Source organism: Nocardia sp. NPDC003482 (assembly GCF_053588115.1).
Map to the genome: position 1 here is coordinate 127,680 of NZ_JBSFPI010000009.1, position 20,815 is coordinate 148,494.

19 protein-coding genes are annotated in these 20,815 nt (G+C 70.5%); 13 read left to right on the forward strand and 6 right to left on the reverse strand.

The genetic code is table 11. The features are described 5' to 3' along the window. Nucleotides 1-20: 20 nt before the first annotated feature. From ACWDSJ_RS16160 to ACWDSJ_RS16175, 4 genes are all read left to right on the forward strand, one after another. Nucleotides 21-1,274 (forward strand): bifunctional 3,4-dihydroxy-2-butanone-4-phosphate synthase/GTP cyclohydrolase II, encoded by a 1,254-nt coding sequence (locus ACWDSJ_RS16160; RefSeq protein ID WP_450032699.1) that lies wholly within the window; start codon nucleotides 21-23, stop codon nucleotides 1,272-1,274. Nucleotides 1,275-1,299: 25 nt separating this feature from the next. Next, entirely contained in the window at nucleotides 1,300-1,779 is a 480-nt protein-coding gene (gene ribH, locus ACWDSJ_RS16165; protein WP_387365654.1) for a 6,7-dimethyl-8-ribityllumazine synthase, read from the forward strand. Nucleotides 1,780-1,783: 4 nt separating this feature from the next. Beyond that, nucleotides 1,784-2,281, forward strand: a complete 498-nt coding sequence (locus ACWDSJ_RS16170; protein ID WP_450032701.1) for a PH domain-containing protein — start codon at nucleotides 1,784-1,786, stop codon at nucleotides 2,279-2,281. A gap of 104 nt (nucleotides 2,282-2,385) precedes the next feature. Continuing rightward, a complete protein-coding gene (locus ACWDSJ_RS16175) occupies nucleotides 2,386-2,901 on the forward strand; it encodes a DUF4333 domain-containing protein (RefSeq protein ID WP_450032703.1) in 516 nt (171 codons plus the stop codon). Nucleotides 2,902-2,904: 3 nt separating this feature from the next. Here the strand turns inward: ACWDSJ_RS16175 and ACWDSJ_RS16180 are convergent, their stop codons facing one another. Further along, nucleotides 2,905-4,854 (reverse strand): gamma-glutamyltransferase family protein, encoded by a 1,950-nt coding sequence (locus tag ACWDSJ_RS16180; protein ID WP_450032705.1) that lies wholly within the window; start codon nucleotides 4,852-4,854, stop codon nucleotides 2,905-2,907. A gap of 224 nt (nucleotides 4,855-5,078) precedes the next feature. Here ACWDSJ_RS16180 and ACWDSJ_RS16185 point away from each other — a divergent pair, with 224 nt between their 5' ends. Further along, on the forward strand, nucleotides 5,079-6,554 hold the full coding sequence (locus ACWDSJ_RS16185) for an amino acid permease (RefSeq protein ID WP_450032706.1): 1,476 nt from the start codon (nucleotides 5,079-5,081) through the stop codon (nucleotides 6,552-6,554). Here the strand turns inward: ACWDSJ_RS16185 and ACWDSJ_RS16190 are convergent. Then, nucleotides 6,551-7,348, reverse strand: a complete 798-nt coding sequence (locus ACWDSJ_RS16190) for an ABC transporter ATP-binding protein (RefSeq protein WP_450032708.1) — start codon at nucleotides 7,346-7,348, stop codon at nucleotides 6,551-6,553. The two genes, ACWDSJ_RS16185 and ACWDSJ_RS16190, sit on opposite strands and share 4 nt — an antisense overlap. Before the next feature lie 73 nt (nucleotides 7,349-7,421). Here ACWDSJ_RS16190 and ACWDSJ_RS16195 point away from each other — a divergent pair, with 73 nt between their 5' ends. After that, nucleotides 7,422-8,099, forward strand: a complete 678-nt coding sequence (locus ACWDSJ_RS16195; protein ID WP_450032710.1) for an HAD family hydrolase — start codon at nucleotides 7,422-7,424, stop codon at nucleotides 8,097-8,099. 21 nt (nucleotides 8,100-8,120) lie between these two features. Here the strand turns inward: ACWDSJ_RS16195 and ACWDSJ_RS16200 are convergent, their stop codons facing one another. After that, entirely contained in the window at nucleotides 8,121-8,705 is a 585-nt protein-coding gene (locus ACWDSJ_RS16200; protein WP_450032712.1) for a TetR/AcrR family transcriptional regulator, read from the reverse strand. Nucleotides 8,706-8,795: 90 nt separating this feature from the next. Between ACWDSJ_RS16200 and ACWDSJ_RS16205 the strand changes: the two genes are divergently transcribed. Next, nucleotides 8,796-9,833, forward strand: a complete 1,038-nt coding sequence (locus tag ACWDSJ_RS16205; protein ID WP_387365679.1) for a beta-ketoacyl-ACP synthase III — start codon at nucleotides 8,796-8,798, stop codon at nucleotides 9,831-9,833. A gap of 13 nt (nucleotides 9,834-9,846) precedes the next feature. Here ACWDSJ_RS16205 and ACWDSJ_RS16210 read toward each other — a convergent pair whose 3' ends face one another. Beyond that, nucleotides 9,847-11,502 (reverse strand): FAD-binding dehydrogenase, encoded by a 1,656-nt coding sequence (locus tag ACWDSJ_RS16210; RefSeq protein ID WP_450032714.1) that lies wholly within the window; start codon nucleotides 11,500-11,502, stop codon nucleotides 9,847-9,849. A gap of 244 nt (nucleotides 11,503-11,746) precedes the next feature. On the opposite strand from ACWDSJ_RS16210, the gene ACWDSJ_RS16215 reads away from it, so the two are divergent. Further along, nucleotides 11,747-12,640 carry an AfsR/SARP family transcriptional regulator gene (locus tag ACWDSJ_RS16215; protein ID WP_450032716.1) on the forward strand — a complete coding sequence of 298 codons (894 nt, stop codon included), beginning with the start codon at nucleotides 11,747-11,749 and terminating at the stop codon, nucleotides 12,638-12,640. 87 nt (nucleotides 12,641-12,727) lie between these two features. Here ACWDSJ_RS16215 and ACWDSJ_RS16220 read toward each other — a convergent pair whose 3' ends face one another. Then, the gene (locus ACWDSJ_RS16220; RefSeq protein ID WP_450032718.1) at nucleotides 12,728-13,555 is read right to left on the reverse strand and encodes an IclR family transcriptional regulator; all 828 of its coding nucleotides are present in this window, start codon (nucleotides 13,553-13,555) and stop codon (nucleotides 12,728-12,730) included. 255 nt (nucleotides 13,556-13,810) lie between these two features. On the opposite strand from ACWDSJ_RS16220, the gene ACWDSJ_RS16225 reads away from it, so the two are divergent. From ACWDSJ_RS16225 to ACWDSJ_RS16240, 4 genes are all read left to right on the forward strand, one after another. Next, nucleotides 13,811-14,647 (forward strand): hypothetical protein, encoded by an 837-nt coding sequence (locus tag ACWDSJ_RS16225; RefSeq protein WP_450032720.1) that lies wholly within the window; start codon nucleotides 13,811-13,813, stop codon nucleotides 14,645-14,647. Nucleotides 14,648-14,705: 58 nt separating this feature from the next. Next, the gene (locus ACWDSJ_RS16230; RefSeq protein WP_450032722.1) at nucleotides 14,706-15,935 is read left to right on the forward strand and encodes a winged helix-turn-helix domain-containing protein; all 1,230 of its coding nucleotides are present in this window, start codon (nucleotides 14,706-14,708) and stop codon (nucleotides 15,933-15,935) included. A 78-nt stretch (nucleotides 15,936-16,013) separates the two neighbouring features. Beyond that, on the forward strand, nucleotides 16,014-16,898 hold the full coding sequence (locus ACWDSJ_RS16235; RefSeq protein ID WP_450032724.1) for a TIGR03854 family LLM class F420-dependent oxidoreductase: 885 nt from the start codon (nucleotides 16,014-16,016) through the stop codon (nucleotides 16,896-16,898). Between the two features lie 35 nt (nucleotides 16,899-16,933). After that, a complete protein-coding gene (locus ACWDSJ_RS16240; protein ID WP_450032726.1) occupies nucleotides 16,934-18,841 on the forward strand; it encodes a CocE/NonD family hydrolase in 1,908 nt (635 codons plus the stop codon). Nucleotides 18,842-18,845: 4 nt separating this feature from the next. Here ACWDSJ_RS16240 and ACWDSJ_RS16245 read toward each other — a convergent pair whose 3' ends face one another. Beyond that, a complete protein-coding gene (locus ACWDSJ_RS16245) occupies nucleotides 18,846-19,847 on the reverse strand; it encodes a bile acid:sodium symporter family protein (protein ID WP_450032728.1) in 1,002 nt (333 codons plus the stop codon). Nucleotides 19,848-19,924: 77 nt separating this feature from the next. Here ACWDSJ_RS16245 and ACWDSJ_RS16250 point away from each other — a divergent pair, with 77 nt between their 5' ends. Continuing rightward, the gene (locus tag ACWDSJ_RS16250; RefSeq protein ID WP_450032730.1) at nucleotides 19,925-20,806 is read left to right on the forward strand and encodes a LysR substrate-binding domain-containing protein; all 882 of its coding nucleotides are present in this window, start codon (nucleotides 19,925-19,927) and stop codon (nucleotides 20,804-20,806) included. Nucleotides 20,807-20,815: the final 9 nt, after the last annotated feature.

A 20,815-nucleotide genomic window follows, 5' to 3' on the forward strand; every position in this document is an offset into this window, starting at 1 on the left:
CGAGATGGAGCACAACAGACGTGACCAGGTTCGACACCATCGAGCGCGCCGTCGCCGATATCGCCGCCGGTAAGGCGGTCGTCGTCGTCGACGACGAGGGCCGGGAGAACGAGGGCGACCTCATCTTCGCCGCGGAGAAGGCCACCCCGGAACTCGTGGCCTTCATGATCCGCTACACCTCCGGCTACATCTGTGTGCCCCTCACCGGCGCGGACTGCGATCGCCTCGGCCTGCCGCCGATGTACGCGATCAATCAGGACAAGCACGGCACGGCCTACACCGTCTCGGTCGACGCGCGCGAGGGCGTGAGCACCGGCATCTCCGCCGCCGACCGCGCGACCACCATGCGCCTGCTCGCCGATCCGCTCGCCAAGCCCAGCGACTTCACCCGCCCCGGGCACGTGGTTCCGTTGCGCGCCAAGGACGGTGGCGTGCTGCGCCGCCCGGGCCACACCGAGGCCGCCGTGGACCTGGCCCGCATGGCCGGGCTCGGCCCGGCCGGTGTCATCTGCGAGATCGTCAGCCAGAAGAACGAGGGCGATATGGCGCGCACCGAGGAGCTGCGCGTCTTCGCCGACGAGCACGACCTCGCGCTGATCTCCATCGCCGACATGATCGCCTGGCGGCGCAAGCACGAGAAGCAGGTCGAGCGCATCGCCGAGGCCCGCATCCCCACCCGCGTCGGCGGCTTTCGGGCCGTCGGCTACCGCAGCATCTACGACGACGTCGAACATGTCGCGCTGGTCCTCGGCGACATCGCCGTCGACGGCGGCGAGGACGTGCTCGTGCGCGTGCACTCCGAATGCCTCACCGGCGACGTGTTCGGCTCGCTGCGCTGCGACTGCGGCCCGCAGCTCGAGGCGGCTATGGAGATGGTGGCGGCCGAGGGCCGCGGCGTGGTGCTGTACATGCGCGGGCACGAGGGCCGCGGCATCGGCCTCATGCACAAGTTGCAGGCGTACCAGTTGCAGGACAGCGGCCTGCACGACACCGTCGACGCCAATATCGAACTCGGCCTGCCCGCCGACGCCCGCGACTACGGCACGGGCGCGCAGATCCTCGTCGATCTCGGCATCAAGTCCATGCGGTTGCTGACCAACAACCCGGCCAAGCGGGTCGGCCTGGATGGCTACGGTCTGAGCATCACCGAGCGGGTGCCGATGCCGGTCCGCCCCACGCCGGAGAATCTGCACTACCTGCGTACCAAGCGCGACCGGATGGGCCACGACCTGGTCGGGCTGGACGATCTGGACCTCGACGAGACCGCGCAATAACTATTCGGAAGGCGGACATTCGACAATGAGCGGTGCGGGCGTACCGGATTTCGCACTCGAGGATGCCAGCAGCCTCAAACTCGGCATCGTCGCCTCGCGCTGGCACACCAAGATCTGCGACACGCTCGTGGCCAACGCCGAGCGGGTGGCGCGCGACGCGGGCGTCGAGGAGATCACGGTGGTGCGCTGCGCGGGCGCGATGGAACTGCCGGTGGTCGCGCAGGCGCTGGCCCGCGGCCACGACGCGGTGGTGGCGCTGGGCGTCGTGATCCGCGGGGAGACACCGCATTTCGAGTACGTCTGCGACGCGGTGACGGCCGGGCTGACGCGGGTGTCGCTGGACGAGTCCACCCCGGTCACCAACGGCGTGCTCACCGTGAACACCGAACATCAGGCCCTCGACCGCGCCGGGCTGCCGGATTCGGCGGAGGACAAGGGCGAGCAGGCCGCCGCCGCCGCGCTGGACGCGGCGCTCACCCTGCGGGCGCTGCGACAGGACGCGTGATCGCGTGCCGGTCGTCCGTATCCGCAAGCGCGGACCCGAGCGGGCGGAGCCCGCGCCGGAGTGGGATCTCGAGATCCGTCCCCGGCGTTCGGCGCGCACCGCGCGGATCGTGGCCGCGGTCATCGCGATCGCGTTCACCGTGGCCGGGATCGCGACCCCGCACACCGCGACCGGCGTGAATCTGCGCGTCGCCGACCAGATCGCGCTCATCTGCTTCGGGTGGCTGCTGGCCGGGGCGGTGCTGCTGCTGACCCGCCCCCGGGTGCGCGTCGGGCCGGGTGGGGTCTCGGTCCGGAACGTGTTGGGCGACAACGACTTCCGCTGGCCCGATATCCGCGGCGTGTCGCTGCCGGACAAGAAGGCGTGGGCGCGGCTGGAACTGATCGGCGACGAGTACGTGCCGATGCTGGCGCTGCGGGTCAACGACGGCGAGCACGCCGCGCGGGCCATGGACCGGTTCCGCGAACTGGGCGCGAAATACACCGCGACGCAGGGCGACTGAGCGCCGGTCGACCGTTCGAATGGCCGAAGCGCCCGGGGCGTGATAGCACTTGCTGAATCGGTGATCGATGAGGGGTCGCCGACCGGAGAAGTGAAGGTCCCGCCATGCGTCGTTTGCTGTTGTTGTCGCCGATCCTGATCGCCGTCGGCTGTTCGGTGTCGATCGGTTCCCATGTGGACGACAAGGACGTCCAGGCCGCGATCACCGACCTGTTCCACAAGAACGCGGGCGAGGATCCGGCGAGCTCGTCGTGCGACGGCACGCTCGCGGTGAAGGAGGGCGCGACCGTCAAGTGCAAGGCCGCCGACAAGGCGGGCACCACCTGGCCGGTGACCGCCAAGGCCGCCAAGGTCGACGGCAACGACGTCTCGGTCGAGGCGGCCTTCGACGACCGCGTGGTGGCCGCCGACGACGCCCAGACCAAGATCGAGAACATGTACCGGCAGATCTCCGACGGCGAGGTGGCCGGGGTCGCCTGCACCGGTTTGCAGAAGCTCGAGGCCAACAGCTCCCGCAAGTGCACGGTCACCCAGGTGGACGGCAGGACGGTCCCGGTCACCTTCGTCATCTCCGCGGTCAAGGGCGACCAGTATTCCTATTCGGTCGGCCTCGACCACTAGGGCCTATTTCGCGTCGCCCATCACCGCGCCCTCCCGCCGCGGGTCCGCGCCGCCGATCCAGCCGCCGTTCTCCCGTTTCAGCGCGCTGAGCCCGCTGGACTGCGGGGCGACGCTGACCTGGTGGCCGAGTTCGCGCAGGCGCTGGACGAGTGGATCGTGGTCGCCGTGGTCGGCGGCGTCGATCGCGGGATGCTCGCCGCCGACGTTGGTGCTCGGGGAGTTGGCCGCGCCGAAGGCCACCCCCGACACCGCCTGCTGCGGGTCCAGGCCCCAATCCAGCATGCTCACAAGGGTTTTCACGACGAACTGGATGATCACCGACCCGCCGGGCGAACCGGTGACGAAGGTGAGGTCGCCGCGCGAACCGTCGGCCGCCCTGTCGAACACCAGCGTCGGGCTCATCGAACTGCGCGGCCGCTTGTTCGCCTGGACCCGGTTGGCGAGCGGGGCGCCGTCGGGTCCGGTCGGTTCGGCGTTGAAGTCGGTGAGCTGGTTGTTGAGCACGAAGCCGTCCACCACGTGGAACGAGCCGAACGCCGACTCCACGGTGGTCGTCATCGCGGCCGCGTTGCCGTACTTGTCGACCACCGAGATGTGGCTCGTGCCGTGCTCGGGCGGCTGCGGGCCGTTACCGACCGGGACCGGGCCGAAGTCGCCGGGCTGCGCGGTGCCCATGCTGTGGTTCGGATCGATCAGTCCCGCACGCTGTTTCAGATAGTCCCGGTTCAGCAGCGTGTCCGGTGAATTGCCGGGCAGCGGAATGAAATCGGAGTCGGCGACGTACTTGTCCCGGTCGGCGTAGGCCAGCCGCTCGGCCTCGGAGATCAGGTGCACCGCTTGGGCTTTGGGCTTGCCGCCGTCGCGGTCGAGCGAGTCCGGCGGCAGCGACGCGAGATCGAAATTCGACAGGATGCCCAGCGTCGCGGCGACGGTGATCCCGCCCGAGGACGGATTCGGCATGCCGCAGACCTGATGGGAGCGGTAGTCGGTGCACAGGGCCGTGCGCTTCTTGGCCTGGTAGCCGCTCAGATCGGCGAGCGTGATCTGGCCCGGCGTGCGACCGCCGGACGTGGTCGCGGTCGCGTCGACGATGTCCTGGGCGATGGCGCCGGTGTAGAACGCCGCCGGGCCGTCGGAGGCGATGGCGCCCAACGTCTTCGCGTACGCGGGATTGCTCAGCTGGAAGCCCACCGGCTTGGGCGAACCGTCGGGTTGCAGGAAGTACGCCTTCGCGTTGTCGTCGCGGGCGAGGTCGGGCGCGGATTCGGCGATCTGTCCCGCCAGCCGCGGGCTGATCGAAAAGCCGTGGTCGGCAAGGTTGATCGCGGGATCGAACAGTTCGCGCCACTGTTTGCGGCCGTGCTCGCGCTGCGCGAGCTCCAGCAGCCGCAGCGCCCCGGGCACCCCGATCGAGCGGCCGCTGGCCCGCGCATTGGGTTGCGGCACAGTGCGATCGGTGTCGCTGACCCAGCGCAGATAATTCTCGGTCGCGCTGGCCGGGGCCACCTCGCGGCCGTCGTAGGCGTCGACCGTGCGGGAGGTCGCGTCGTAGTACACGAGGAACGCGCCCCCGCCGATGCCGGACGCCTGCGGTTCGACCAGACCCAGTACCATCTGCGCGGCCACCAGCGCGTCGGCCGCGCTGCCGCCGTCGGCCAGCACCCGGCAGGCCGCCTGTGTCGCAAGGGGATTGGCGGAGGACACCGCGAACGAACCGGTGCGCACCGGCGTCATGTTCTTCCGGTAGCCGGTCGCGATCTCGGGATTGGTGGCGAGGTTGGTACTGGTCGCGGCCGGGCCCGCGGCGGTGCTCGCGACGGCCGTGCCGTTGGGCGCGTCGGCGCACGTCCGGTCGGCGGCGGTGGAATCGTTCGAGGAACAACCGGTGAGTACGGCCGTGGTGAGCACGAGCGCGGCGGCCGCGCCGGTCCAGGTGTGTCGCGTGCGCCTCATGAACGGACTGTATCGCCCGGGTCCGACAGCGGGCGGACATTTCCCGCCGCCGGACCGACGCGCGAGTGCGAGCATCCGAACAGCTATTTCCGCACGGCTGCATCGAATTCGATCCAGCACGTCTTATGGTGTATCGGTGCCGCTGTCCGGGGGCTGATGCGGACAGTGGCTATTGAACAGATAACGTCAGGGCCTCACGGAGTCGACGGAGGAACAACCGGCAGATGACCCAGGTACGAGGCAACAGACATCTCGACGCGGAGGACAGCGGCTACCACAAGAGCCTCCAGCCGCGTCAGCTCAAGATGATCGCGATCGGCGGCGCGATCGGCACCGGCCTGTTCCTCGGCGCGGGCGGCCGTCTCGCCAACGCGGGACCGGGCCTGTTCCTGGTCTACGGGGTGTGCGGCCTGTTCGTGTTCTTCATCCTGCGCGCGATGGGCGAGCTGGTACTGCACCGCCCGTCGTCGGGCTCGTTCGTGTCCTACGCGCGCGAGTTCTTCGGCGAGAAGGCCGCGTTCGTGGCGGGCTGGATGTACTTCCTCAACTGGTCGATGACCGGCATCGTCGACTCCACGGCCATCGCCACCTATCTGCACTACTGGTCGGCGTTCCAGCCGGTGGCCCAGTGGCTGCTGGCGTTGATCGCGCTGTGCGTGGTGTTGAGCGTGAACCTGGTGTCGGTGAAGTGGTTCGGCGAGTTCGAGTTCTGGGCCGCGCTGGTGAAGGTGATCGCGCTGGTGACGTTCCTGATCGTCGGCCTGGTCTTCCTGGTGGGCCGGTTCCCGATCGCCGGCAACAGCACGGGTCTCGGCATGGTCTCCGACGCCGGGGGCTGGCTGCCGCAGGGTGTCCTGCCCCTGGTAACCGTGACCTCCGGCGTCGTATTCGCTTACGCGGCAGTCGAACTGGTCGGCACGGCGGCGGGTGAGACGGCGAATCCGGAGAAGATCATGCCGCGCGCGATCAACTCGGTGATCTTCCGGATCGTGGTGTTCTACATCGGGTCGCTGCTGTTGCTGGCCCTGCTGCTGCCCTACACCGCGTACTCGGCGGGGGAGAGCCCGTTCGTCACGTTCTTCGGCAAGCTCGGGGTCGGCAACGCCGGATCGATCATGAACTTCGTGGTGCTCACCGCCGCCTTCTCCAGTCTGAACGCCGGGCTCTACTCCACCGGACGCATCCTGCGCTCGATGTCGATGAACGGCAGCGCGCCCCGCTTCACCGGCCGCATGAACCGCCGCGGCGTGCCCTACGGCGGCATCCTGCTGACCAGCGTGGTCGCGCTGTTCGGGATCTGGCTCAACTACATCGTCCCGTCGCGGGCGTTCGAGATCGTGCTGAACGTCGCCTCGCTGGGGATCCTCGCGTCCTGGGCCACGATTGTGCTGTGCCAGCTGCGGTTGTGGCAGTTGTGGCGCAGGGGCGAGGCGCGCCGCCCCGCCTTCCGCATGTTCGGCACGCCCTACACGAGCGTCGCCACACTGATCTTCCTGGTGGTCGTGGTGGTGCTCATGGGCTTCGACTACCCGGTGGGCACCTGGACCGTGGCGAGCCTGCTCGTCATCGTGCCCGCCCTGATCGTCGGCTGGTTCGCCGCGCGTCGCCGCGTGCTCGGCATCGCCCGCGAACGCGAGGGCTACACCGGCGAATTCCCGGTGGTCGCGAACCTTCCGCTCGACAAGGACGACAATCCCTAGACCCGCACCCGGTCCGTGCGCACCTGCCACCGGCCCTCGGTCCGGGTGAGCCGGATCGGATGGTCGAAGCACGTGCTCACATGGGCGTCGGTGAGCACCCGGTCGACCGGGCCCTGGGCCACACTGCGGCCCGCCCGCAACAGCATGGCGTGGGTCGTGCCCGGCGGCAGCTCCTCGAGATGATGGGTGACCAGTACCGAGGCGAGCTCGGGCCGGGCGGCCTGGAGCCGATCGATGTTCTCGATGAGCTGTTCGCGCCCGGCCACATCGAGCCCGGTGGCGGGCTCGTCGAGCAGCAGCAGGCGCGGATTCGGCATGAGCGCGCGGGCGATCAGCGCGCGGCCGCGTTCGCCCTGGGACATGGTGGGCCAGCGGGCATCTCGTCGATGCGCGAGCCCGAGCAACTCGATGAGCCGGTCCGCCTCGGCGATCTCGGCCGCGGTCGGATTCCAGCGCTGCTTCAGATCGGCGGTGTTGGTGAGCCCGGTCAGCACCACCTCGTGCGCGGTCAGCGGATACGGCGGCGCGTGCCGCGGGTCGACATGGCCGATGGCCGTGCGCAATTCGCGCATGTCGACCCGGCCCAGCCGGTGCCCGAGCACCTCGACCGCGCCGCGCGTGGGATGTTCGAGGGCGCCCAGCAACTTCAGCAGGGTCGTCTTGCCCGCCCCGTTGGGGCCGAGCAGGGCCCAGTGCTCACCGGGCCGCACCGTCAGCGACACCGCGCTCAGGATCGGGTTGCGGGCGCGGACGAAATCGACCGCGTCGGCCTGGAGAATGGGGGAGTCGGCCATGCCGCCACGGTAGCAAACTCCTCAGACAAGCTGCGGTGTGGGTAATCATGGGACGATTCGGTAGGCTGTTCGGGTGACTGTCGAGGCGGTGCTGTTCGATTACTCGGGGACCCTGTTCCGGCTCGAGGACGACGAGAGCTGGGCCGCGGATCTCATCACCGAGGACGGTCGGCCGATGGACGCGGACGAGTCCGCCGAGATCCTGCGCCGGATGACCCAGCCCGTCGGGCCGGTGCTCGAACTCGACGAGCGCACCCGATTCGCTTGGGAGCGGCGCGATCTCGACCCGGCGCTGCACCGAGCGGCCTATCTGACCGTGCTGCGGCGGTCCGGACTGTCGGGCGACCGGGCCGAGCGGCTGTACGACCGCATGGTCGATCCGCACGCCTGGACGCCCTACCCGGACACCGGCAAGGTGCTGGAAGGGCTTGCCGCCCAAAGGGTTCCGATCGCGATCGTGAGCAATATCGCCTTCGACGTGCGGCCCGCCTTCGCCGCGCGCGGCTGGGACGCGCACATCACGGCGTTCGCACTGTCCTACGAGATCGGCGCGGTCAAACCCGACCCCGCCATCTTCGACTGGGCGCTGGAGCGGGTCGGCACCCGCGATGCCCTCATGGTCGGCGACAGCGTCGAGGCCGACGGCGCGGCCACCGCGGTCGGCTGCCGGTTCGCCCACGTCGAACCGCTGCCCACCCTCGACCGCCGCACCGGGCTGCTCGACGCGCTCGCGCCCTACGGACTGCCCTGACCCACTTCGCCGTGCGGGACCTCACGCCCGCCCGCGATGATGGTCGAGGAGCACCACGAGCTGCGTCTTGGCGTCGAGGAACGGCTGGCTCGACTTCAACGCCCGGCTCTGCACGATCGTGCCCTCGATGACCGACAGCAGCAGACCCGCCAGCGCCCGTGCGGCCGACCGCTCGATGCCCGCGGCGACCATGCCGTCGGCCAGCCGCGCGGTCCACTCGGCGAAGGCCTGACCCGCGGCGGCCTGTACCACCGGATCCAGTTCGTCCAGCGCGGCGGCCATCATGAACGACCCCTTGCGGTAGTCGCTGGACTCGAGCGGCCGCCGCCAGAACGCGAACAGCTCGTCGAGCCAGCGGTCCGCCGAGGGGGTGGTCGCCAGCGCGTCGGCCATCGTGCTCAGATGCTGGTAGACCAGGCGTGACACGATCCGCGCGGCGGTCTCCACGAGCTGACCCTTGCCGGAGGGGAAGTGCTGGTACAGGGAGTTGCGCGAGGCGTTGCTGCGCTTGAGCAGTTCGCTCAGGCCGGCGGCGTGAACCCCGTGCTCCTGGACGATCGTGATGGTATTCGCGAGCAGTCGTGCACGCGGACCCGCCGTCGTCATGTTCGCACCTTCCGACACTTGTGTGAACCGTTCGGTTCATGTTAGATCGTAGACGGTGAACCGATCGGTTCACCCGGAGAGGAAGTCGTCGTGCCCACCCCCATCGCCACCGCCACCCCGGTCGCCCACGCCGCCCTACTCGGGCTCGGTGTGTACCGGCCGCGCCGCATCGTGCCCAATGCCGAGATCGTCGAGCAGATCGACTCCTCCGACGAATGGATCCGCAGCCGGTCCGGCATCGCGGCCCGCCGCTGGGCCGAATCCGACGAGACCATCGTCTCCATGAGCACCGCCGCGGCCCGCGACGCGCTCGCCGCCGCGGGCATCGCCGCCGAGCAGATCGACGCCGTCGTCCTGGCCACCTCCTCGCAGATGGTGCTCGGGCCCTCGGCCGGTGCGGTGGTCGCCACCGAACTCGGCATGCACGACACCGCGGCCTACGACGTCTCCGCCGGGTGCGCCGGATTCTGCTACGCGTTGGGCAACGCCGCCAGCCTGATTCGCGCCGGACAGGCCCGGCACGTGCTGGTGATCGGCGTGGAGCGGCTCTCGGATCTGCTCGATCCCGCCGACCGCACGACCGCCTTCATCTTCGCCGACGGCGCGGGCGCGGTCGTGGTGGGACCGTCGGACGCCGAGGGCGTCGGCCCGGTCGCCTGGGGTTCGGACGGCAGCCAGACCGCGGCCATCAAGCAGGACAAGGACTTCCAGCAGTACTTCGCCGAGGTCGCCGCGGCCGAGGCGAGCGGCGGCAGCACGGTGCGGCCCTACATCCGGATGAACGGCCAGGCCGTATTCCGTTGGGCCGTCACATTTCTGGAGAAGGCGTGCCGCGACGCGCTCGATCTGGCCGGGGTCACCTCCGACCAGCTCGACGCCTTCGTCCCGCACCAGGCCAACATCCGCATCATCGACGCGCTCATCAAGGCGCTGCACATCCCCGATTCCGTCGCCGTCGCCCGCGACATCGTCGAGACCGGCAACACCAGCGCCGCCTCGATCCCGATGGCGATGGAGCAACTGCTCCGCTCCGGCGAGGCCCGGCCCGGCGACACCGCCCTGCTGCTCGGCTTCGGCGCCGGACTGGCCTACGCGGGACAGGTCGTGAACCTGCCCCGAATCGCCTGAGCCCGAACGGGATTCAGCGGGCCAGCGCGCGGCCCGCCGCCCGGCCGGAGAAGATGCAGCCGCCGAGGAAGGTGCCCTCCAGCGCGTTGTAGCCGTGTACCCCGCCGCCGCCGAACCCGGCGACCTCACCCGCGGCGTACAGGCCGGGGAAGGGGGCGCCGTCGGCGCGGATCACCTGCGAGTCGAGGTTGGTCTGTAGACCGCCCAGCGTCTTGCGGGTGAGGACGTTGAGCCGCACGGCGATCAGCGGGCCGTGCGCGGGATCGAGGATGCGGTGCGGGGTGGCGACGCGGGCCAGCTTGTCGCCGAGCGCGCGGCGGGCATTGGCCGTCGCCATGAGCTGAGCGTCCTTGCTGAACTTGTTGGCCAATTCGCGGTCGCGCGCGGCGATCTGGCGTTCCAGGTCGGCGGCGTCGAGGTGCGGTCCCCGCGCGATCTTGTTCATGCCCTCGACGAGTTCGGCCACGGTCGCGCCGACCACGAAATCCACGCCGTGGTCGACGAACGCCTGCACCGGTCCGGGCGCGCCCTTGGCCAGGCGGCTGCGCAGCGCGAATCTCAGGTCCTTGCCGGTGATGTCGGGGTTCTGCTCCGAACCCGACAGCATGAACTCCTTCTCGATGATCGAGCGCGACAGCACGAACCACGAGTAGTCGTAGCCGGTCGACAGGATGGCCTTCATGGTCGAATTGGTGTCGAAACCCGGGAAACACGGTGCGGGCAGGCGCTTTCCGGTCGCGTCGAACCACAGCGAGGACGGGCCGGGGATGATGCGGATGGCGTGATCGGGCCAGATCGGATCCCAGTTGTGCAGGCCCTCGGTGTAGTGCCACATGCGGTCGCGGTTGACGATGCGCCCGCCCGCGCTCTCGGTGATCGCGAGCATCCGCCCGTCCACGTGGGCGGGGACGCCGGAGATCATGGTCTCCGGGCACGGGCCGAGGCGGTCGGCAGGCCAGTTCGCGCGGATGAGTTCGTGGTTGTGGCCGATGCCGCCCGAGGACACCAGCACCGCGGGCGCGCGGAATTCGAACGCGCCCACGCTGTTTCGCGAGGAGGCCCGGCCGCGGTCGAGGTCGGTGGGTTCGAGCACGCTGCCGCGCGCGCCGACCACCGCGTCGTTCTCCACGATCAGCTCGTCCACCCGATGCCGGAAGGCGAACTCCACCAGACCGCGCTGTTCGGCGGCGAGCACGGGTTCGAGGAACACCCGCACCACCTCCGGGCCCGTACCCCAGGTGAGGTGGAAGCGCGGCACCGAGTTGCCGTGCCCGTCGGCGTGCGCGCCGCCGCGTTCGGCCCAGCCCACGAGCGGGGTCACGCGCAGGCCGAGTTCGTGCAGGTAGTCGCGTTTCTCGGTGGCGGCGAACTCGACGTAGGCCCGTGCCCACTGCCGGGCCCAGTGGTCCTCGTCGTCCCGGTCGAATCCGGCCGAGCCCTGCCAGTCCTGCCAGGCCAGCTCGAGGGAGTCCTTGATCCCCATCCGGCGCTGTTCGGGCGTGTCGACGAGGAACAGCCCGCCCAGCGACCAGAACGCCTGGCCGCCCAGATTGTTGCGGTTCTCCTGATCCAGTACGAGGACCCGCCGCCCGGCCCTGGTCAGCTCGTAGGTCGCCACCAGACCGGCCAGCCCTGCCCCGACGACGATCACATCCGGCTGTTGCGCCACGAGTCCTCCGTTCGGACGAAATTGGATACATCAGTGTATCGGTTCGCCGGGTCACGGTAGCAGAACTTGTCGGTGCCACCCGGCATCATCGTGAGCGGTCCGGTGATCGGACCGCAAACTTCCGTTCGGCAGGGCGAGTCGGCATTCTCGGTATTCGCGGGCGGGCTCGGGGGCTTCATTCTCACGGCAACCATTTCGGGGCGGATGCGCGTCCGGCGCATCGGCGCAGAATCGTGGAGGGGCGATGAGCGAGACGGATCGATGGGGCGGGGCGGCCGAGGCGCCCGTCGAGCTACGCATACTGGGTCCGGTGCAGGTGTGGGCCGGGGGACGGCGACTGGCCGTGGATCGCCCGCTGGAACGGGCGGTTCTGGTCCGGCTCGGACTCGCGCGCGGGATGCCGGTGCCGGACGGTCGGCTGGCGGCCGACCTGTGGGGCGAGGGCGAGCTGCGGCGGCCCATTCCCCGTCTGCGCGTGCTGATTTCGCGCCTGCGCGCGGCGCTGGGCGAACACAACGACGCCGTGCGCCGCACCTCGGCGGGCTATCGGGCGCGCGTGGTCGTCACCGATCTGGTCGCGGCCGAGGCCGCCGCCGATCGCATGCACGCGGCCCGGCGCGCCGGACGCCACGAGGATGTGCGGGTCGCGGCCGACGACGCGGTATCGCGTTGGCGCGCACCGGCTCTGGCCGATCTGCTCGCGCTGCCCTTCGCCCAGGCCGAGGCCGCGCGGCTGACGGAGTGGCGGCTCGGGCTCACCGTCACCGGACTCGACGCCGCGGTGCGCGCGGGCGCCGACGCCGACGTGGTCGCCGAACTGGCGGCCCTGGTGGCCGAGCATCCGCTGCACGAACCGCTGGCCCGCCTGCACGCGATCGCGGTGTACCGCAACGGCAGTCCGCCCGACGCGCTGCATCGGCTGCACCGCCTGCGCCGCGCGCTCGCCGACGAGCTGGGCATGGATCCGTCACCGGAGACCGCCGAGCTCGAGGTGCGCATGCTGAATCATGATCCGTCGCTGCGGGTTCCGGCGCGGCCGCCGACGCCGCCGCTGACACCGGCCGGAACCGACGGCGGCCGAGCGCTGTGCGGCCCGGCCGACCTCTTCGTCGGCCGGACCCACAAGCTGTCGCCCTGACCGGCCGAGCCGAGGGCCGGTCCGCACCGTGTTCCTGGGTGAGCGGCTGGCACGTCGCGGATTCGCCCGGCCCGCAACGGGTCCGGCTCAGGCCGTCCGAGTCCGGCTGTCCCCCGGCGCGCCGGTCGCGTCGCCGGACTCCGGCGCGGCGAACGCCCCCTCGTCCGGCCACGGCGTCCCCGCGCGCTCGGTGCGCACGAGCCGGGCCAGATCGGCGGTGATCATGGTGGCGCCGCGGCGCACCGCCTCGGCGAGACCGTGCACCCGGCGCAGGTCGAAGGTGGTGGCCGCCAGCGCGGCCACCACCACCCCGGACGGGGCGTACACCGGCGCGGCCACGCACGCCACCCCGACGTGCCGCATGTCGAGGTCGTAGGCCACGCCCTGCTCGCGGGCCGCGGCGGTCGTGCGCGCCCATTCGCGCGGCGAGCATCCCTCCGGCGCGGTCGCGAAAGGCGTTGTAGGAGCGAGGATCTTGCCCGCCGCCGTGCCGGGCGGCAGCACCACCCCGGCCCGGAGCGGAAACGCCTCGTTCACCTCGCGGCCGATGCCCGCCACCAGCATGGTCTGCCGGCCCGCGGTCACCGACAGGCTGAATCCGCCGCGGTCGACGTTCGCGGCCAGCCTGCCCATCGGCCGGCCCGCCGCCGCGCGCAGCAGCCGCGCCGGGCGCCAGGACTGGCCGAGCCGAAAGGTCTTGGCGCCCAGACCGTATCGCCCGTCCCGGCGCTCGACCGCGCCGAGCGAGACGAGTTGGTCGAGCAGTCGGTGGGCGGTCGCCTTCGGCAGACCGGCCTCGGCCGCGAGCTGGGTCAGCCCGCGATCGATACCGTCCGCGAGGACGTCGAGCAGCGCGAACGCGCCCTCCAATACCCCGCGGCCTCCCGTCGTTCCGTTCTTGGTCGTTGCCCGCACGCTGTTCACCTCGGCCTTCCGCCGCCTCGATCGCCGAGCGATCGGGCCGCTGTCGGTCCGATGTCCGCCCCCCGAGCGGTTGGTCACCGGCTGGCTGAATCAGTGCCTGCCTGATTCTCCTGGTTATCGAGCCGTGGTGCAACTATGTTTCAGCATTTCGAGCGAACCGATCGGCGTGTTTCATGAGACGCGCGTGAGACGCCGATGAGACGCCCGGCCCCGAGACTGGCCGCATACCGATCGAAAGGAAAGACAATGGTGGACAGTCTCTTTGCCGATGTCTCGTATTTCCAGGCCCCGGTCGACGATTCCTATCCGTACGGGATCCTGAGCTTCCGCTCCAACGACGGCACCTTCCGCGATCCGAACTTCGCCGCGAATTACGCGTGGGCCACGGCCGCGGTCGAGGACGGCCGGTTGGCGTGTTTCATCGTCTACTTCTACTGGCGGCCCAACTGGGCCGAGACGGTGGCCACCCATCGCGAGATGGTGGAGCGGTGCGGCGGCCCGCATCCCCGCATGATCACGATGATCGACGTCGAATCGGGCGGCAATCCCGGCGGCGATCAATCCGACGGCATCAACCGCGCGTACTGGCGGCTGGCCGACTGGCTCGGCGATCCGCGGCGGGTCATCGGCTACGCCAACAAGGGCGACCTGTTCGCCATGTGGCCGGACCGTCCCGAGGGGCTGCGCCTGGTCGGCGCGGGCTACGGCCACAATCCGGAGCTGCCCGGCCAGATCGCCCACCAGTACACCGACGGCGCCGGGTTCGGCGGCGGCCTGCCCGAGGGCTGTCCGCCCTTCGGCAGCTGCGATATGAACGCCGCCAACGGCCTGTCACCGGAGGACTTCGCCGCACAGTGCGGCGTGGGAACAGAGGAGGGAATCATGACAGCGTTGACCGAGGCCGAACAGCGCGAGCTGCTGGAGAAGACCCGCGACATCTGGATCCAGCTGCGCGGCCCCGACGGGGCGGGCTGGCCGCAGCTCGGGCGAGATGCCAACGGCGCCAACCGAACTCCCGTCGACGCCCTGGCGGCGGTCGAACAGGCGCTGGCGCCGCCGAAATCCGCGGACAAGATCTCCTGACCGGCGGCCGGGCGGGCGCGCGCGCCGACTTGTCGGTGGCGTCTGGCATGGTGCGACTGTGCGTACCATGACCGCCGCCGCGGCCCGCCGGACCGCGCTCGCCGCCCAGGGATTCGCCACGCCACGGCCGTCGTCCCCACCCAGCCGCCGCACGATCCTGCGGGTGCTGGAGCGGACGCAGCTGCTGCAACTGGATTCGGTGTCGGCGGTGGTGCGGGCGCACTACGCGCCGGTGTTCAGCCGCATCGGCGCGTACGACCGCACCCTGCTCGACGAGGCGGCGTGGAGTCACAGCGGGCGGCGGCCGCGGCGGCTGGTCGAGTACTGGGCGCACGAGGCGGCGCTGCTCCCGGTCGAGGACTGGCCGCTGCTGCGGTGGCGGATGGAGCGGTATCGCCACGGCCGGTGGGGCGGCGCGCGAAACGTGTTGCAGCGCAATCCGAATCTCCCGGGCGACGTGCTCGGGGTGATCGGCGAGTTCGGGGCGAGCACGGCCGGGGAGGTCGAGCGGCATCTGGAACTGGACCGGCCGCGCAGCAAGGACCATTGGGGCTGGAACTACAGCGACACCAAGGTGGTCTGCGAGGTGCTGTTCGCCACCGGTGAGCTCTCGGTCGACAAGCGGGTGGGCTTCCAGCGCCACTACGACCTCACCGAGCGCGTGCTGCCGCCGGAGATCACGGCCCGGCGCGTCGAGGAGCCGGAGGCGGTGCTCGAACTCGTCCGCCGCGCCGCGGTCGCCCTGGGCATCGCCACCGAACCGGATCTGCGCGACTACTACCGCCTGCACCGCAGCCAAACCGAACCCGCCATCGCGGCATTGGTGGACGCGGGGGTGCTGGAGCCGGTACAGGTCGACGGCTGGGACCGGGTGGCCTATCTCCACGCGGCAGCGCGCACGCCGCGGCGGATCGAGGGCGCGGCGCTGCTGTGCCCGTTCGATCCGCTCATCTTCTTCCGGCCCCGCACCGAAAGGATCTTCGACTTCCACTACCGCATCGAGATCTACACCCCGGAACCCAAACGCGTCCACGGCTATTACGTGTTCCCGTTCCTGCTCGACGGCGAGCTGGTGGCCCGGGTCGACCTGCGCGCGGAGCGCGGCACCGGGCGCCTGCTGGTCCCCGGCGCCTTCGCCGAACCGGGCTGGGATTCGCCCTATGTCACAAGCGAACTCGCCCGAGCGCTGCGCGAACTGGCCGCCTGGCTGGAACTGGACACCGTCGAGATCGGGGCGCGCGGCGATCTGGCGGGCCCACTGGGCCGCGTCTTCGCGGCGGCGGCGTAGGCGTCCCGAGACGCTCGGGAATGGAACGGGCTGTGCTCCGGGTTGGCACCGAGCGAGAGACGACGGAGGAGGGCGGGGATGAAGGTCCGATTCGGGGTCGGGTTGGGGATGGACAGCGGACCCGCGGAATTCGCGCGGGTCGTGGATCTGCTCGAGGCGGCGGGTGTGGATTCGCTGTGGCTGTCGGAGGTGATCTACGCCGACGCGGTGGACCCGACGGTCGGGATGGCCTTCGCGTTGTCGCGGACCGAGCGGTTGAAGGTGGGCACCTCGGTGGCGATCCTGCCCGGCCGTCATCCCGTGCTGGTGGCCAAGCAGCTCGCGTCGCTGGCGGCGCTGGCGCCCAAACGGGTGCTGCCGGTGTTCGGGCTGCAACCGGCGCGGCCCGGTGAGCGGGAACTGTTCGAGGTGCCGAAAGGCATGCGGGGCGCGGTCTTCGACGAGTCGCTGCGCCTGCTGCGCGCGGCCTTGGCCGAGGAGAAGCTCACCTTCACCGGGCGGTTCTTCACCGTGCGGGACGCCGCGATCGGGCCGCGCCCGGCCCGGCCGCTGGACATCTGGTTGGGGGGTTCGGCCCCAGCGGCGTTCGAACGCATCGGACGGTTCGGCGACGGGTGGCTGGGCAGCTTCCTGACCCCGGCCGAGGCCCGGACCGCGCGGGCGGCCATCGAGACGGCGGCCGCGGCGGCGGGACGGGAGATCGAACCCGACCACTACGGCGTCAATCTCGTTGTCGCCGAAGGTAATCCACCCGCCGATCTGGTGGCCGCCGTGCGGGCGCGCAGGCCCGACGTCGATCCCGCCGAACTCGTCGCGGCCGACTGGGACGCGGTGCGCCGCCTCGTCGACGGCTACCTCGACGCGGGCATCACCAAATTCGTGGTCCGCTCCGCGGGCACCGAATCGTTCGAGGCGTTCCTGGACCGCTTCACCGACGTGTTGCTGCCCTTGGAGTCGAAGTAGCGCAACCGCGTTCGCGTCGGTGCTACCGTCGGCGCATGTCGTCGAAGCGGACGCGGGGCGCGGCGCTGGCGGCCATCGCCGTTCTGCTCCTGAGCGGCTGTGGCGGTTCGGGCGGGACGCGCACCCGCGAGACGGGATCGTGGCCACCGGCCGGCGGGCGCGGACCCTGTGCGGTCGACAAACAGGAGAACGTCCCCGCCACCATGCGCGACGGCGTCGTGCTGAAGGCGGACGTGTACCGCCCGCGCACCGGGGACGCGGTGCCGGTCGTGCTCATGCGCACCCAGTACGGCAAAACGGCCGCGCAGATCCAGCCCTCCCGCTACCAGACCCCGGACTGGTTCGCCTCGCACTGCTATCTCGTTGTGGTGCAGGACATTCGGGGCCAGGGCGCGTCGGGCGGCACCTTCACCGAATTCGCCGCCGACCGCGCGGACGGCTACGACTCGGTCGAGTGGGCCGCGGGCCTGCCCGGTTCCAACGGCAAGGTCGGCATGTACGGCTCGTCCTATGTCGGGGCGACCCAATGGCTGGCCGCGGTGGAGACCCCGCCGCATCTGACCACGATCGTGCCCGCCAACACCGCCTCGGACTACTACGACGGCTGGACCTACGAGGGCGGCGCGTTCCGGCTGGCCTTCGTCGAACCCTGGGCGATGGAGACCATCGCCACCAGCGCGGCGGTCAATCGCGGGGACACCGGCACCGCGAAACAGTTGCAGGCAGACGGCGCCGACTACACCCATTGGCTGGCCTATCGGCCGTACCAGCAGTTCCCGCCCCTGCATCCGGGCGATCCGACGGTGGCGCCCTGGTTCTTCGACTGGATCCGGCACTCCACCCGCGACGACTACTGGAAGCAGTGGAGCATCCGCGACCGCTATCCGTCGGTGAAGGTGCCCGTGCTCGATATGGAGGGCTGGTACGACGCCTTCCTCGCGGGCGGGGTGGAGAACTTCGCGGGCATGGTCCGCTCCGGCGGCACCGAGGACGCCCGCCGCAACCAACGGCTCGTGATCGGGCCGTGGGACCACGTCGGCTGGGGGCGGCCGGGTTCGCACATCTCCGCGCCCATGCTCGACGGCGGTCCCGGGGGCGACAGTCCCGTCAACGACCTCATGCTGGCCTGGTTCGATCACTTCCTGAAGGGGCGGGACAACAACGTCTCGGGCAAGCCGCGGGTCGACTACTTCCTGATGGGCGCCGACCGCTGGAAGTCCGCCGACGCCTGGCCCCTGCCGAACACCCGCTGGACCACCTACTACTTCTCCGGCAACGGCGACGCCAGCCCCCAGAACCGCAGCGGCGCACTGACTTCCGAACGTCCCACGAGTCCGCAACCGCCGGACCACTACCTCTATGACCCGCTCACCCCGGCCCCCAGCGCGGGCGGGCACTCCTGTTGCGGCGCGAGCACCGGACCGCAGGGACCGTTCGACCAATTCGTGGTCGAACAACGCACCGACGTCCTCACCTACACCAGCGCCCCGCTCACCGCCGACACCGAACTCACCGGCCCGACGACGGTCGACCTGTGGGCCACCTCCACCGCCCCCGACACCGACTTCACCGCCAAACTCGTGGTGGTCGCGCCCGACGGCTCGTCACGCAATCTGAACAACGGCATCCTGCGCGCGGCCTTCCGCGACTCGCTCGAGAATCCGACACCCATCGTGCCCGGCCAGCCCTACCGGTACAGCATCAAGATCTGGCCGACCAGCTATCTGGTGCCCGCGGGCTCGCGCCTCCGGATCGAGATCTCCTCCAGCGACTATCCGCAGTACGCCCCCAATCCGAACACCGGCGAGCCGTTCGGCCTCGGCACCGCCACGCAGAGCGCGACCCAGACGATCCTGCACGACCCCGACCACCCGTCGTCGGTGACGCTGCCGATCATCCCCGCCGGGGACGGTGGAAGCACCGAATTCCCTTCGGGCCGTTAGCCGTTCACGCGACCGCGCCCGCCCGCTCCGGGACGCTGCGGGCGTCCGCGGCCCGTCCCCATCGACCCGCGAGCGCGGCGCAGGTGAACAACTGGATCTGATGAAAGATCATCAGCGGCAACACGATCAACCCCACCGCGTGCCCGCCGAACAGCACCGTGGCCATCGGCAGCCCACTCGCCAGACTCTTCTTCGACCCGCAGAAGATCAACACGATCCGATCACCCCGCCCGAACCCGGCGACCCGCCCCAGCGCCGAGGTCGTGGCGAGCACCAGCGCCAGCAGCCCCGCGCACACCGCGACCACCGCCGCGAGCGCCCACCCCGAGATCCCGCGCCAGACGTGTTCCACCATCCCGGCGCTGAAGGCCGCGTACACGACCAGATACACCGACCCCCGATCCACCACCCGCGTCAGCGCCGCGTGCCGCAGCACCGGACGCAACCGGGACCGCAGCACCTGCCCGGCCAGGAACGGCAGCAGCAACTGCGACACGATCGCCAGCACCGCGCCCGCCGACACCGTCGCCCCGCCCGGGGTGCGCAGCAGCAGCACGACCAGCAGCGGCGTCACGAACACGCCGAGCAGATTCGACAGCGACGCGCTCACCACCGCCCCCGCCACGTTGCCCCGGGCGATCGCGGTGAACGCGATCGACGACTGCACCGTCGAGGGCAGCAGCGTCAGGAACAGCACCCCTGTGTACAACTCGTCGCTCAGCACACCGGTCACCAGCGGCCGCAACGCCAGCCCGAGCAGCGGGAACACCAGATAGGTGACCGCGAGGACCGTCGAGTGCAGCCGCCAATGCCGCAGTCCCGCAAGGGCTTCGCGCGGTTCCAGGCGCGCGCCGTAGAGCAGGAACAGCGCGCCGATGGCGACCGTGGTGACCCGGTCCAGCACGGCGGCCGCATCGCCGCGCGCGGGTAGGACCACGGCCACCAGCACACTGACCAGCAGGCCGAGCATGAAGGCGTCGATGCGTAGCTTGGCGAAGAACCTCACCCTCGCACGGTAGAACCCGGCGCACCGATCGCGACAGGCGGTGAAAGCGATAACTCCGAACGAGTATCGTGATCAATGTGTTCGATCCCGACCTGCTGCGGACCTTCCTGGCGGTCGAGCGGGCCGGGGGCTTCACCGCCGCGGGCCGCCTGCTCGGGCTGCGACAGTCGACGGTCAGCGGCCACATCGCCCGGCTCGAACAGGCGACCGGCCGCGCCCTGTTCCGCCGCGACACCCGCAATCTCGCCCTGACCGCCGACGGCGCGGCCATGGTCGGATTCGCGCGCGACATCCTCGACGCCCAGGCCCGAGCCGAACGCCACTTCGCCGAATCGCATCTGACCGGACTGATCCGGCTCGGCGCCTCCGACGACGTCATGGCCCGCGAACTGCCCGAGGTGCTGCTCGAATTCCAGCGCAGCCATCCGGGCGTCGATCTGGAGCTGACCGTCGGGCTCAGCGAGAACCTCGAGCACCGGCTCGCGGCGGGCGAACTGGACCTCATGGTCGGCAAGCGGCTGCCCGGCGAGCGGCACGGCGAACCGCTCTGGCGCGACCGCACGGTGTGGGCCGGACCCTCGGGCGCAACGGGTTTCGCCGATCCGATCCCGCTCGTGACCTATCCGCCGCCGAGCATCACCCGCCGCGTCGCGTTGCGCGCCCTGGAACGCCACGGCCGGACCTGGCGCATCGCCTGCGTCAGCGACAGCCAGCTCGGCTTGCGCGCGGCCGTGCTGGCCGGTCTCGGGCTGACCGTGCACGCCGAAAGTCTGCTTCCGCCAGGGCTTTTCGCGGTGCACGACGACCGGCTGCCCGATCTGGGCGAGCTGGAGTTCGTGCTGTTGCGCCGCCGGGAGCGGCCCTCGGAACCCGAACGCGCGCTGTACGAGGCCATCGCGGCGTCGGCGCGGCGGCTGCGCTCGGCCACCGTCGGTTCACCTGTCGGTCCAGGTCGTTAACCTGGTTGC